At 50.2% G+C, this 12071-nt stretch carries 18 protein-coding genes and 1 pseudogene; 9 read left to right on the top strand and 10 right to left on the bottom strand.

The window, feature by feature from the left end; genetic code table 11:
• Positions 1-78 precede the first annotated feature (78 nt).
• The 4 genes from yoeI to tsuB all read left to right on the top strand — a co-directional run bounded on the left by yoeI (position 79) and on the right by tsuB (position 2967).
• Positions 79-141, top strand: a complete 63-nt coding sequence (yoeI, locus tag ACJHX3_RS20500) for a membrane protein YoeI (protein WP_010723108.1) — start codon at positions 79-81, stop codon at positions 139-141.
• The gene (gene plaP / locus ACJHX3_RS20495; protein ID WP_000019197.1) at positions 131-1489 is read left to right on the top strand and encodes a putrescine/proton symporter PlaP; all 1359 of its coding nucleotides are present in this window, start codon (positions 131-133) and stop codon (positions 1487-1489) included. The genes yoeI and plaP overlap by 11 nt, the downstream gene beginning before the upstream one ends.
• Before the next feature lie 178 nt (positions 1490-1667).
• A complete protein-coding gene (gene tsuA / locus ACJHX3_RS20490; RefSeq protein WP_072656680.1) occupies positions 1668-2726 on the top strand; it encodes a thiosulfate utilization transporter TsuA/YeeE in 1059 nt (352 codons plus the stop codon).
• Between the two features lie 13 nt (positions 2727-2739).
• Positions 2740-2967, top strand: coding sequence for a thiosulfate utilization sulfurtransferase TsuB/YeeD (gene tsuB, locus ACJHX3_RS20485; RefSeq protein WP_000985278.1), 228 nt, complete (start codon positions 2740-2742; stop codon positions 2965-2967).
• Between the two features lie 42 nt (positions 2968-3009).
• Here the strand turns inward: tsuB and sbcB are convergent, their stop codons facing one another.
• Positions 3010-4437: an exodeoxyribonuclease I gene (gene sbcB, locus ACJHX3_RS20480; RefSeq protein ID WP_072656679.1), complete on the bottom strand. Its 1428-nt coding sequence runs from the start codon at positions 4435-4437 to the stop codon at positions 3010-3012.
• 208 nt (positions 4438-4645) lie between these two features.
• Between sbcB and dacD the strand changes: the two genes are divergently transcribed.
• The 4 genes from dacD (at position 4646) to ACJHX3_RS20460 (ending at position 8161) form a co-directional block, all read left to right on the top strand.
• Positions 4646-5812: a serine-type D-Ala-D-Ala carboxypeptidase DacD gene (gene dacD, locus ACJHX3_RS20475; RefSeq protein WP_000830156.1), complete on the top strand. Its 1167-nt coding sequence runs from the start codon at positions 4646-4648 to the stop codon at positions 5810-5812.
• A gap of 118 nt (positions 5813-5930) precedes the next feature.
• Positions 5931-6404: a DNA gyrase inhibitor SbmC gene (gene sbmC / locus ACJHX3_RS20470; RefSeq protein ID WP_001105415.1), complete on the top strand. Its 474-nt coding sequence runs from the start codon at positions 5931-5933 to the stop codon at positions 6402-6404.
• A gap of 197 nt (positions 6405-6601) precedes the next feature.
• Positions 6602-7660: an FUSC family protein gene (locus tag ACJHX3_RS20465; RefSeq protein ID WP_001200891.1), complete on the top strand. Its 1059-nt coding sequence runs from the start codon at positions 6602-6604 to the stop codon at positions 7658-7660.
• Between the two features lie 171 nt (positions 7661-7831).
• Positions 7832-8161, top strand: a complete 330-nt coding sequence (locus tag ACJHX3_RS20460; RefSeq protein ID WP_000450409.1) for a DUF496 family protein — start codon at positions 7832-7834, stop codon at positions 8159-8161.
• Positions 8162-8261: 100 nt separating this feature from the next.
• Here the strand turns inward: ACJHX3_RS20460 and ACJHX3_RS20455 are convergent, their stop codons facing one another.
• Positions 8262-8444 carry a EutP/PduV family microcompartment system protein gene (locus tag ACJHX3_RS20455; RefSeq protein ID WP_001016348.1) on the bottom strand — a complete coding sequence of 61 codons (183 nt, stop codon included), beginning with the start codon at positions 8442-8444 and terminating at the stop codon, positions 8262-8264.
• Positions 8445-8515: 71 nt separating this feature from the next.
• On the opposite strand from ACJHX3_RS20455, the pseudogene ACJHX3_RS20450 reads away from it, so the two are divergent.
• Positions 8516-8644, top strand: a pseudogene (locus ACJHX3_RS20450) (transposase domain-containing protein); the annotation flags it as partial.
• A 288-nt stretch (positions 8645-8932) separates the two neighbouring features.
• Here ACJHX3_RS20450 and ACJHX3_RS20445 read toward each other — a convergent pair.
• The 8 genes from ACJHX3_RS20445 to ACJHX3_RS20410 all read right to left on the bottom strand — a co-directional run.
• Positions 8933-9046 carry a DUF957 domain-containing protein gene (locus ACJHX3_RS20445; protein WP_032154230.1) on the bottom strand — a complete coding sequence of 38 codons (114 nt, stop codon included), beginning with the start codon at positions 9044-9046 and terminating at the stop codon, positions 8933-8935.
• 12 nt (positions 9047-9058) lie between these two features.
• On the bottom strand, positions 9059-9253 hold the full coding sequence (locus ACJHX3_RS20440; protein ID WP_000988600.1) for a DUF5983 family protein: 195 nt from the start codon (positions 9251-9253) through the stop codon (positions 9059-9061).
• On the bottom strand, positions 9250-9624 hold the full coding sequence (gene cbtA, locus ACJHX3_RS20435) for a type IV toxin-antitoxin system cytoskeleton-binding toxin CbtA (protein ID WP_000854814.1): 375 nt from the start codon (positions 9622-9624) through the stop codon (positions 9250-9252). The genes ACJHX3_RS20440 and cbtA overlap by 4 nt, the downstream gene beginning before the upstream one ends.
• 88 nt (positions 9625-9712) lie before the next feature.
• Positions 9713-10081, bottom strand: coding sequence for a type IV toxin-antitoxin system cytoskeleton bundling-enhancing antitoxin CbeA (cbeA, locus tag ACJHX3_RS20430; protein ID WP_001285585.1), 369 nt, complete (start codon positions 10079-10081; stop codon positions 9713-9715).
• A gap of 73 nt (positions 10082-10154) precedes the next feature.
• On the bottom strand, positions 10155-10376 hold the full coding sequence (locus ACJHX3_RS20425; protein WP_000692323.1) for a DUF987 domain-containing protein: 222 nt from the start codon (positions 10374-10376) through the stop codon (positions 10155-10157).
• A gap of 62 nt (positions 10377-10438) precedes the next feature.
• Positions 10439-10915, bottom strand: a complete 477-nt coding sequence (locus tag ACJHX3_RS20420) for a RadC family protein (protein WP_001186773.1) — start codon at positions 10913-10915, stop codon at positions 10439-10441.
• 15 nt (positions 10916-10930) lie between these two features.
• A complete protein-coding gene (locus ACJHX3_RS20415) occupies positions 10931-11410 on the bottom strand; it encodes an antirestriction protein (protein ID WP_000860076.1) in 480 nt (159 codons plus the stop codon).
• Positions 11411-11491: 81 nt separating this feature from the next.
• Positions 11492-12071, bottom strand: a 580-nt coding sequence (locus ACJHX3_RS20410; RefSeq protein WP_053287808.1) for a DUF932 domain-containing protein, incomplete at its 5' end; no start/stop codon positions are given.

The following is a 12071-nucleotide window of genomic DNA, read 5'->3' as shown; positions in this document are numbered from 1 at the left end:
ATACCAAGAGGCCGGGCTTCGTACCGGATAGATATTTACTAAAAATCGACAGTTGTTGTCGCTGAGGAATCCAAAAAAATGGGGCAATTTTTTGCTTACGCGACGGTTATCACCGTAAAGGAGAATGACCATGTCGCATAACGTTACTCCAAACACCTCTCGCGTGGAATTGCGTAAAACGCTTACGTTAGTTCCGGTTGTAATGATGGGTCTTGCCTATATGCAGCCGATGACGCTGTTTGATACTTTTGGTATCGTTTCAGGCCTCACGGATGGTCATGTGCCGACAGCCTATGCGTTCGCATTGATTGCGATCCTGTTTACGGCTCTGAGCTACGGGAAGCTGGTTCGCCGCTATCCTTCTGCTGGCTCTGCATACACTTACGCCCAGAAATCCATTAGCCCGACTGTCGGCTTTATGGTGGGTTGGTCTTCTCTGCTCGACTATCTGTTCGCGCCGATGATCAACATTCTGCTGGCGAAAATTTATTTTGAAGCTCTGGTGCCTTCCATCCCATCGTGGATGTTTGTGGTGGCGCTGGTGGCCTTTATGACCGCCTTTAACCTGCGTAGTCTGAAATCCGTAGCGAACTTCAACACTGTAATCGTCGTGTTGCAGGTAGTGCTGATCGCGGTGATTCTGGGCATGGTTGTTTATGGCGTATTTGAAGGTGAAGGCGCTGGTACGCTGGCGAGCACTCGTCCATTCTGGTCTGGCGATGCGCATGTTATCCCGATGATTACCGGGGCGACAATCCTGTGCTTCTCCTTTACCGGCTTTGACGGCATCAGCAACCTGTCGGAAGAAACCAAAGATGCAGAGCGCGTGATCCCGCGTGCGATTTTCCTGACCGCGCTGATTGGCGGCATGATCTTCATCTTTGCAACTTACTTCCTGCAGCTGTACTTCCCGGATATCTCTCGCTTTAAAGATCCGGATGCGTCACAGCCTGAAATCATGCTGTATGTTGCAGGTAAAGCATTCCAGGTTGGTGCGCTGATCTTCTCCACCATTACCGTACTGGCGTCCGGTATGGCGGCGCATGCAGGCGTTGCGCGTCTGATGTACGTAATGGGGCGTGACGGCGTATTCCCGAAAAGCTTCTTCGGTTATGTACACCCGAAATGGCGTACTCCGGCGATGAACATCATCCTGGTTGGCGCGATTGCCTTGCTGGCAATCAACTTCGACCTGGTAATGGCTACAGCGCTGATCAACTTTGGTGCGTTGGTGGCGTTCACCTTCGTTAACCTGTCGGTCATCTCGCAGTTCTGGATCCGTGAGAAGCGTAACAAGACGCTGAAAGATCACTTCCAGTATCTGTTCCTGCCGATGTGTGGTGCGCTGACCGTTGGTGCGCTGTGGGTTAACCTGGAAGAAAGCTCAATGGTTCTGGGTCTGATCTGGGCGGCTATCGGTCTGATTTACCTGGCTTGCGTCACCAAGAGTTTCCGTAATCCGGTTCCGCAGTACGAAGACGTAGCGTAATCATCTTTTGTAATAATAAACCGGAGTCGAATGAATATTGGGCTCCGGTTTTTTTATTCTTTTTTATCGACATCCTCATTAATAACCATTTGTTCTAATTTAGAGAATTTGGTTATTGGTCTGCATTCCACCAGTCATGAATAATTTCCCTATTAACATTCATCTGGTTAATTAATTTATGTTTTCAATGATATTAAGCGGGCTAATTTGTGGTGCTCTGCTGGGATTTGTCATGCAGCGTGGGCGTTTTTGCCTGACTGGTGGTTTTCGCGATATGTATATCGCGAAAAATAATCGCATGTTTTATGCCCTGCTGATTGCAATTTCGGTACAAAGCGTGGGGGTTTTTGCGTTAATTCAGGCGGGCCTACTGACTTACGAAGCCGGGGCGTTCCCGTGGCTTGGTACTGTTATAGGTGGGTATATCTTCGGGCTGGGAATTGTTCTGGCGGGTGGATGTGCCACCGGGACCTGGTATCGCGCGGGGGAGGGATTGATCGGCAGTTGGATCGCGCTTTTCACTTATATGGTGATGAGTGCGGTGATGCGTTCTCCACATGCCAGTGGTTTAAATCAAACCTTGCAGCACTACAGTACTGAACATAACTCTATTGCTGAGACTTTTAATGTGTCTGTGTGGCCGTTGGTTACCGTTTTGCTGGTGATAACGCTCTGGGTGGTGATGAAAGAGTTGAAGAAGCCAAAACTCAAAGTCGCGACCTTACCGCCGCGCCGAACCGGGATCGCTCATATTCTGTTTGAAAAACGCTGGCATCCCTTTGTCACTGCTGTACTCATCGGTTTGATTGCGCTTTTAGCCTGGCCCCTGAGTGAAGCAACCGGACGCATGTTTGGGTTAGGAATCACTTCCCCAACGGCCAATATTCTGCAATTTCTGGTCGCGGGTGACGTGAAATACATTAACTGGGGCGTTTTCCTGGTGTTAGGGATCTTCGTGGGGTCATTTATTGCAGCCAAAGGGAGCCGTGAGTTCCGCGTTCGCGCAGCTGATGCACAAACAACATTACGTAGCGGGTTAGGTGGTGTACTGATGGGCTTCGGTGCCAGTATTGCAGGTGGTTGCTCTATCGGTAATGGACTGGTTATGACTGCAATGATGACCTGGCAGGGCTGGGTTGGCCTTGTATTTATGATTCTCGGTGTCTGGACTGCGTCCTGGCTTGTGTATGTTCGACCGCAGCGTAAGGCGCGACTGGCGACTGCTGCGGCAAATTAAGTAAGGTGTAAAGATGGCGATTAAAAAGCTGGATGTGGTGACGCAGGTCTGTCCGTTTCCACTCATAGAAGCAAAAGCAGCACTGGCAGAAATGACCAGCGGCGATGAGTTGGTAATTGAGTTTGATTGCACCCAGGCAACAGAAGCAATCCCACAATGGGCGGCAGAAGAAGGACATGCCATCACCGATTATCAGCAGATTGGCGATGCTGCGTGGAGCATCACCGTTCAAAAAGCCTGACCCAACATTGTCCTCCGCCGTATCAGCGGCGGAGGCTTCAAACTAGACAATCTCTTCCGCGTACTGCCAAAGCGCTTTTAACAGCGCCACTTTTTCTTTATCGTCGGCATACTGCTGCGCCAGCATCTGAATCTCTTCTGCATAGCCTTGTAAAAACTCGGGTGTGAATACCTGGCGGCGGTGCTCCAGCCAGCGTTGCTGCTCGGCATAATCCAGCGTCCCCGGGAAGTTGCGCGCCCGATAATTGAACAACAGCTTTTCAATCCGTTTATCGACAAAAGTGATATCCAGTGCCGGTAAATTACGCGGCTCGGTTTCCAGCACAATTTTCATTGCTGCACGATCGGCGTCACTGAAAAAGCCGTTATAAAGCTGTGCATCCACGTTATCTGAAGGCGTAAACGGTTCGGCTTCCGCGAATATCGCCACCACTTTTTCGCGCACTTGCGGATTTTCACGCAGAATTTTCAGGTTATCGAGGCAATGCTGACGATTAATTCCCAGTCGGTCGGCATCTTCCGGGCGTAGCGTATTCGCCTGGGCCAGCACCGGACATTTATTGATGTGCACCAGCTTAACCGGAACGGCGGCGTTATCGCCAAGATCGGTTTTTGCGGTATATAAACGCTCGCGCAATGTGTCGCTATCCAGTTCCAGTAATGGCGAAATGTCTCCTGCCAAATCCACCATAATTACGGCATTGCGATTTTCAGGATGCCACGCCAGCGGTGCCACCCAGCTGGTGTTGCCGCGCCATGCCCCAAACATTCCGGAAACGTGCACCAGGGGTTTCATCTGCGGAACATCAATCAACGCCATCAGTTTGTGTTTATTACGATGGGTAAAGAGATAATCAAACAGGCGTGGCTGACGCGTTTTTACCAGCTTTGCCATCGCAATAGTGGCGTACACATCAGCCATCGCATCGTGGGCGTTGCTATGTTCAATACCATTCGCTTTGGTTAAATGCTCAAGGCGAAAGCTCGGTAGACCGTCATCATTTTCAGGCCAGTTTATTCCTTCCGGGCGCAGGGCATAACAGGCACGCATAACATCCAGTAAATCCCAGCGCGAGTTATCATGCTGCCAGCTCCAGGCGTAAGGATCGTAGAAATTACGATAAAAAACGTTGCGTGTGACTTCGTCGTCGAAACGCACATTGTTGTAGCCCAGAATACAGGTCTTCGGTACGGTAAAAAGCGAGTGAATACGGGCGGCAAACGCGGCTTCGTTTTCTCCTTTCGACCGTGCTTCCTGCGGGGTAATACCGGTAATTAATACTGCTCCAGGCTGGGGTAAATAGTCATCAGCGGGCTTGCAGTAAAAGACTTCGGGTTCGCCGATGACATTGAATTCGCTATCGGTGCGAATGGCTGCGAACTGTGCAGGGCGATCTAACGCGGGGTGCGTGCCAAAGGTTTCGTAATCGTGAAACAAAAAGGTAGATTGTTGCTTACCGTCATTCATCATTAGGTTAAATCCGTTATTTCTGCTGTCTGCCAGAGTATCAAATATCACCGTGCTAATCAGCTTTAGCGCCACAATTTGGCAGCGAGTGGCAACAGATCATGTCAGATAAAAATGAGAGGGTAGTCACATTTTCTTGCACTTTATTCCAGCCAGTTCATAAGTATTTCCGTAAAAAGAACAGCTATTTGAAACTCCTGAGGGTTTGCTGTTGAAACGCCGTCTTATTATTGCTGCTTCTTTGTTCGTTTTTAACTTATCGTCTGGTTTTGCGGCGGAAAACATTCCTTTTTCACCTCAGCCTCCAGAGATTCATGCCGGGTCCTGGGTATTGATGGATTACACCACCGGTCAGATCCTCACCGCGGGTAATGAGCATCAACAGCGCAATCCCGCCAGCCTGACAAAGCTGATGACGGGTTATGTCGTGGATCGCGCTATCGATAGTCATCGCATTACGCCAGACGATATTGTCACCGTGGGGCGCGATGCGTGGGCGAAAGATAATCCGGTGTTTGTCGGTTCTTCACTGATGTTTTTGAAAGAGGGCGATCGCGTATCGGTACGTGATTTAAGCCGTGGTTTAATTGTGGATTCCGGAAATGACGCTTGTGTTGCTCTGGCTGACTATATTGCCGGTGGGCAACGGCAGTTTGTTGAAATGATGAACAACTATGCCGAGAAGCTGCATCTCAAGGATACGCATTTTGAAACAGTGCATGGTCTGGATGCACCTGGCCAGCATAGCTCGGCTTATGATTTAGCTGTGCTTTCTCGTGCTATCATCCACGGCGAGCCCGAGTTTTATCATATGTACAGTGAGAAAAGTCTCACCTGGAACGGTATCACCCAGCAAAACCGTAACGGGTTGTTGTGGGATAAAACCATGAATGTTGACGGCCTGAAAACGGGTCATACTTCTGGTGCCGGGTTTAATCTCATTGCTTCGGCTGTAGATGGGCAGCGTCGTCTCATTGCAGTGGTAATGGGGGCTGACAGTGCAAAAGGTCGTGAGGAAGAGGCAAGAAAATTACTGCGTTGGGGGCAACAAAACTTTACTACGGTGCAAATTTTGCACCGTGGGAAAAAGGTCGGAACGGAACGCATCTGGTATGGCGATAAAGAAAATATCGACCTGGGAACGGAACAAGAGTTCTGGATGGTGCTACCGAAAGCCGAAATTCCACATATCAAAGCCAAATATACCCTTGATGGTAAAGAACTCACCGCGCCAATTAGCGCCCATCAGCGGGTAGGGGAAATTGAACTTTACGACCGTGATAAACAGGTGGCGCACTGGCCGCTGGTTACCCTGGAATCTGTCGGGGAAGGCAGCATGTTTTCTCGCCTGAGTGATTATTTCCACCATAAGGCCTGACCTTTCTTTTGCAGCAGACTGGCAGGAGTGCGAGTCTGCTCGCATAATCAACACTCATTCCTTGTGGTTTTAATTTTGCAACTATACTGTATATGAAAACAGTATCAATGGAGGCGTCATGAACTACGAGATTAAGCAGGAAGAGAAACGTACCGTTGCAGGTTTCCATCTCGTTGGCCCGTGGGAACAGACGGTAAAGAAAGGCTTTGAGCAGTTGATGATGTGGGTAGATAGCAAAAATATTGTGCCGAAGGAGTGGGTTGCTGTCTATTACGACAATCCAGATGAAACACCCGCCGAAAAATTACGCTGCGACACCGTCGTGACGGTGCCGGGTTACTTTACGCTTCCCGAAAACAGTGAGGGCGTCATTCTGACAGAAATTACAGGTGGTCAGTATGCGGTGGCGGTAGCTCGTGTAGTCGGTGATGATTTTGCTAAACCCTGGTATCAGTTCTTTAATAGTCTCTTGCAGGACAGTGCTTATGAAATGTTACCAAAGCCCTGCTTCGAGGTTTATTTGAACAATGGCGCGGAAGATGGGTACTGGGATATCGAAATGTATGTTGCGGTGCAGCCAAAACATCACTAATTCATCTCAGGGCGGTGTGTTAACGCGATGACCACTCTTTTTTTTGAAAGCGAAAAGAGTAAGATGCGCCTTTCAATTTTTTCGCTCCTGCCGGGAAATTACACTGTTCCCGGTTTGTCCGTCGGATAATTCAGAGGCGCGCCTTCTGGCCGACAGATGAGTTATGAGCGCTTTTAATCTCATTACGGAGTTTCTGCGTGCGTGCCGATAAGTCATTAAGCCCGTTTGAAATCCGGGTATACCGCCATTACCGCATTGTGCATGGTACTCGGGTCGCGCTGGCATTCCTGCTCACTTTTCTCATTATCCGCCTGTTTACTATCCCGGAAAGCACCTGGCCGCTGGTCACCATGGTGGTGATTATGGGGCCAATCTCGTTCTGGGGTAACGTTGTCCCTCGCGCCTTTGAGCGTATTGGCGGTACGGTGTTGGGTTCGATTTTAGGTCTTATCGCTCTGCAACTGGAGTTAATCTCGTTACCGCTGATGTTAGTCTGGTGCGCGGCGGCCATGTTCCTTTGCGGTTGGCTGGCGCTGGGCAAGAAACCGTATCAAGGTTTATTGATTGGGGTGACGCTGGCAATTGTTGTGGGTTCCCCGACAGGTGAAATTGATACGGCGTTATGGCGAAGCGGCGATGTGATCCTCGGCTCTTTACTGGCAATGTTGTTTACCGGTATCTGGCCACAACGGGCGTTCATCCACTGGCGCATTCAACTGGCGAAAAGTCTGACCGAGTATAATCGGGTCTATCAATCTGCATTCTCACCGAACTTACTCGAACGCCCACGTCTGGAAAGCCATCTACAAAAACTCCTGACCGATGCCGTGAAAATGCGTGGACTGATTGCGCCCGCCAGCAAAGAAACCCGTATTCCAAAATCGATATATGAAGGTATCCAGACCATTAACCGCAATCTGGTTTGTATGCTGGAGTTGCAAATCAATGCATACTGGGCCACGCGCCCCAGCCATTTCGTGTTATTGAACGCGCAAAAACTTCGTGATACCCAGCACATGATGCAGCAAATACTGCTGAGCCTTGTTCATGCGCTGTACGAAGGTAATCCGCAGCCGGTTTTTGCCAATACGGAAAAATTGAACGATGCTGTGGAAGAGCTGCGTCAGTTGCTCAATAACCACCATGACCTGAAGGTTGTGGAAACACCAATCTATGGTTATGTGTGGCTGAACATGGAAACGGCGCATCAGCTTGAGTTGCTATCGAATCTGATTTGCCGGGCCTTGCGCAAATAATTCCTGAACTTCAGAATCATCTTGCTGCTGCTTCGATTCAGCAAGGATAAAGGGTATGATAGTGAAAAGGGATAAAAGCATTGTCATCTGCGGCAGCTATGAGTAATGTTGGCCCTAACGAATAGCGGTTGCTTAAACGAATCCGACTCTCACATTATCAGGGGTATAAAAATGGAAACTACCAAGCCTTCATTCCAGGACGTACTGGAATTTGTTCGTCTGTTCCGTCGTAAGAACAAACTGCAACGTGAAATTCAGGACGTTGAGAAAAAGATCCGTGACAACCAGAAGCGCGTCCTGCTGCTGGACAACCTGAGCGATTACATCAAGCCGGGGATGAGCGTTGAAGCAATCCAGGGCATCATCGCCAGCATGAAAGGTGACTATGAAGATCGCGTTGACGATTACATCATCAAAAATGCCGAGCTCTCCAAAGAACGCCGCGATATCTCCAAAAAGCTGAAAGCTATGGGCGAAATGAAAAACGGCGAAGCGAAGTAATTCCCGTTTTATTCAATGAGGGTTGCCCGGCAACCCTCATTGCTCATTGATTCTTATCTGTGTATCACCGTCATCATTCTCATCCGAGAACCAATCGAAATTAACAACAGCCTTCTTCTGTATGCAGCAAGGCAAAAAGTTCTGTAACTCCATTGTTATTAACTGCACTGGTTACTAACACGTTGTGCGCTCCAGCTTCCCGTAACCAACTTTTCACCAAAGATATTTGTTCCATGCTGGCTAAATCTGCTTTGGTTACTACTCCAATGACCGGGTGATTCATGGCCCGGTAGGGCGTTTTTACCTCTAATTCCTGCTTCAGCGCTGAGATTCCTGCTTGTTGCCAGAAAAGCAGGCACCTGCCGTCTGAACGGTATCGATCCGGAAGCGTATCTGCGCCATATTCTGAGCATACTGCCGGAATGGCCCTCCAACCGTGTTGACGAACTCCTGCCATGGAACGTAGTTCTCACCAATAAATAAGCGTCAATACGGTGCTCCGTTGACGCTTACTTTAATCCGTTTTCTGAGCTTAGATTTTTCTGTTCCTACCCAGACCGTGGATTTGGAATTCATTTTTTGTCAGGTCAATGCTAATCGTTAAAACGGCCATAACGCACCTCCACTGGAAGGTTTATCAGTAATATCCTACCGTTGCTTCATGGTCGGGGCGTCCATTCCATTATTATCGGTTTTCCTTTCTGTTTATAAATGAAAACGCCAGCTGTATTCAGGCTGGCGTCAGGAGAAATGAAGCCTGTTGAGTGAGATTCACCGGTTCTGGTTCAGAAGCTGCAGATGGCGCAGGGTAAGGACATCTTCTCTTGCCTGCTTAATACAGGACAACAGTGCTGTTTCTGTGGTTAATGGCACTATACCCTGTATCACTGCATTGTCTTACAGCAACTGGTGAGGGCTGGCATAAGTTGCCGGTGTTTCGGTAGAGTCACGGTCATCCACCACGCGGAGTGAATAACCGTTTTCAGCGGCCTTATTAATCAGTTCAGTGATATTAACACCATCAATGTCAACGACAATGTGCCCCATATCCAGCGCCTGTACGTTAACGCTGTCGGCTTCCAGTGTCATCATTTCGCCTCCGGATACTTACCCAGGGTAATGTTATTTACCGTTCTGTAATTGTCGCGGGTCATCAGGCCGGTCGCCCTGCGAGCCCGGAGGATATCGATGCTGTTTATTAACTGAGAGCGGGTACAGGCGCTGAATCCCGGCTGGTCGGTACGCACCAGCGCGTATTTTTCCACGAGAAAGTTCACCGCATCACACAGTGAAATGCCTGCCTCAATATGCTGCTCAATCACACGTTCATCGGCAAAAGGTGTGTCATTCAGTGTGAGGCCATAGTGCTGGTCCAGCAGTCGGGACAGCAGTATCTGCCAGATTTCAACAGGAGACGGGCGAGAACTGGCCGCCTGCCCGGGTAATACAGGTAATGTTTTCATACTGAAGATTTTCCTGATATGCAGATATAAAAATGGAAAAGTGGCGTGGTGAAAACACCAGGCCGTAGCAGAAGGCTATTCTGGAGAGTTAATTTTTCATTTCGGGCGTCGGATAAACAGCCAGATAAACGTAACCACAACTGCTGAGGGTATCGGCTTTGCAGGTCAGCCCTTTTGCATACAGCGTGACGGTATGCTGATGGCGGGGATTCAGTTCACCGCTGGTGAGCATGAGTTCCAGTTGTTTCATCAGCAGCGGAAAGGCCTGGTCCAGGTGGTACGCATCTGCATCGCTGAACAGGCCTCTGATACCGGCGCGGTCGGCAAGGTAATGCAACCGGTTACCCTCCTGCACCAGACGTGCCCCGAAACAGGGCGTCACGGTGCAGGGCAGCCCCCACCAGGGGCGGTCGTGATTGTCGTCGGGAAGTGTTGTCCCGGGGAGTGTGTCTGACACGATAAAATCCTTACAGAAAATCGGCTAAGAATGGTCCGGTAGTGGCGATAATTCTGCTCATCAGAATTCCCACTCAGTTCAGGGTGACGCTCATCAGCCGGACATACGGACCAAAACTGTCCTTACGGCGTTCAGCAAACACGGCCAGCACACCGGGAATATCCTGCACTTCACGACCGGTATACGCTTCAGCACTGCCGTGCCAGCGGTATTTACCGGTACAGAACGGAAAAAGACGGGATGTCGGATGTTGTTGGTGAATACGCATGGCTTCACCACGGGTGATAATTTTCATAATGGGATACCTCTGAAGACAGAAGATAAAAGTGAAAACAGGTGTGATGTGGTTGTGAAGGGTTAAAGCAGACCATGTTCGGCAAAGGAGAAAACCTGGTTGCCACCGACTATCAGATGGTCCGGCACCCGGATATCCACCAGGCCCAGTGCCTGTACCAGACGTTCGGTGATAAGCCGGTCTGCCTTACTGGGTGTGACTTCACCGGACGGGTGATTGTGTGCCAGTACCACGGCAGCGGCATTGTGGTACAGGGCGCGTTTAATCACTTCCCGGGGATGGACTTCCGTGCGGTTGATGGTGCCGGTGAAGAGGGTTTCACCGGCAATCAGCTGATTCTGGTTATTCAGATACAGCACCCGGAACTCTTCACGCTCCAGTCCCGCCATGTTCAGAATCAGCCATTCCCGTGCCGCACGGGTGGAGGTGAAGGCCACGCCGGGTTCATGAAGATGGCGGTCCAGGGTTTTCAGGGCCCGTTGAATGAGGCTGCGCTCGCCGGGCGTCATCTCTCCGGGCAGAAAGGAAAGTTGTTGCATTGTGCTTCTCTCCATTCAGTCGATGATGCGCATAATGGCGCTGCATTCCGGATGCTGCAGGGCGTAATCCCGCAACCGGTAATAATGGACCGTCATGGCATAATTCTCCGTACGACAGGCATGATGACTGTACGTCATCAGACAGGCGGCAATACCGGCGGCTTCCGGGCTCATTTCTGCGCGGTTACCGTTCATGGCATTGAACAGTACCCATGTTTCGTCATCATCGTCATCCGGTTCGGGTGCCATAAATGCCCCGCCGTTGTTCAGGGTGTACAGATTCCAGATACCACCGCAGTAGTCTTCGCACAGACGGTCCATCCAGCCGAAGACACGGGGCTCCAGGGTCACCCACTGTGGAATGAGGCCAAAATGCTGCGGCCAGAAGCTGATGCGCTGTTCATCAGGGACGAGGCTGGCAACCAACTGAGGCGGATTATTCTCTGGTGTTGTAGCTGAATAAATTGTGGGGGTATTCTGAGAAACGGTTTTCATGAGATAACTCCTTAAATAACAAATAAATGTGTGTTTTTCAGGAACGAAAGCTGAATGATTCCCTCACTCAGGGAAACGGCATCAGCGCAGGCTCTCCAGCATCGTTTCTGCCATCACCCACAATGCGCGATTGAGCTTAATGTCGGTATCAATGCTGTGAATGGCCCGGGTATGGATACGTTTTCCTTTTGCACTGCGACCGGAAATCCCGCCTTTCAGCATATTCTCCTGGATGGTCTGATATGCGCTCCACAGGTCCTTACCGTAATCCTCCCGGCGTCGCGGCGTCAGAATGTCGGCGGTGGTGACGGGCTGATGTTCGTCACCATAACGGTAAGTCAGTGCCGCCTGTGCCAGCGCCTGGCGTGCCGGTGGCGGCAGGACCAGCGACTGCATGGCATCACGCTTCTCCTCTATCCGGTCAAACACGCCCACCACCTCGTAAGCCCCTTCAATGACTCTGTCCACCACATTTCCCCGGTGCGGAACACGTACTTCCCCCAGAGACTGACCACAGACGCAGCCGTTCTGGCAGACGAACCTGAAGTACCCCGGCAGCATCTGGTAGCTGGAGGTACCGTCATGAGAGTTGAGCAGAATAATTTCAGGGACATGTTCTCCGTTTATCTCTCCGGCCCGCCGCAGACGCAGCATGTGTTTT

It is taken from the genome of Escherichia sp. WS1265 (assembly GCF_046487585.1).
Lineage (GTDB): Bacteria > Pseudomonadota > Gammaproteobacteria > Enterobacterales > Enterobacteriaceae > Escherichia > Escherichia coli.
The sequence above is the reverse complement of the archived record's forward strand: the minus strand, read 5'-3'. Positions and strand labels throughout refer to the sequence as shown.

Excerpts from the sequence above, each read along its gene's own strand:
- plaP (WP_000019197.1), top strand. The coding sequence starts at position 131 with ATGTCGCATAACGTTACTCCAAACACCTCTCGCGTGGAATTGCGTAAA.
- tsuA (WP_072656680.1), top strand. The coding sequence starts at position 1,668 with ATGTTTTCAATGATATTAAGCGGGCTAATTTGTGGTGCTCTGCTGGGA.
- tsuB (WP_000985278.1), top strand. The coding sequence starts at position 2,740 with ATGGCGATTAAAAAGCTGGATGTGGTGACGCAGGTCTGTCCGTTTCCA.
- sbcB (WP_072656679.1), bottom strand. The coding sequence starts at position 4,437 with ATGATGAATGACGGTAAGCAACAATCTACCTTTTTGTTTCACGATTAC.
- sbmC (WP_001105415.1), top strand. The coding sequence starts at position 5,931 with ATGAACTACGAGATTAAGCAGGAAGAGAAACGTACCGTTGCAGGTTTC.
- ACJHX3_RS20460 (WP_000450409.1), top strand. The coding sequence starts at position 7,832 with ATGGAAACTACCAAGCCTTCATTCCAGGACGTACTGGAATTTGTTCGT.
- ACJHX3_RS20455 (WP_001016348.1), bottom strand. The coding sequence starts at position 8,444 with ATGAATCACCCGGTCATTGGAGTAGTAACCAAAGCAGATTTAGCCAGC.
- ACJHX3_RS20440 (WP_000988600.1), bottom strand. The coding sequence starts at position 9,253 with ATGATGACACTGGAAGCCGACAGCGTTAACGTACAGGCGCTGGATATG.
- cbtA (WP_000854814.1), bottom strand. The coding sequence starts at position 9,624 with ATGAAAACATTACCTGTATTACCCGGGCAGGCGGCCAGTTCTCGCCCG.
- ACJHX3_RS20425 (WP_000692323.1), bottom strand. The coding sequence starts at position 10,376 with ATGAAAATTATCACCCGTGGTGAAGCCATGCGTATTCACCAACAACAT.
- ACJHX3_RS20420 (WP_001186773.1), bottom strand. The coding sequence starts at position 10,915 with ATGCAACAACTTTCCTTTCTGCCCGGAGAGATGACGCCCGGCGAGCGC.
- ACJHX3_RS20415 (WP_000860076.1), bottom strand. The coding sequence starts at position 11,410 with ATGAAAACCGTTTCTCAGAATACCCCCACAATTTATTCAGCTACAACA.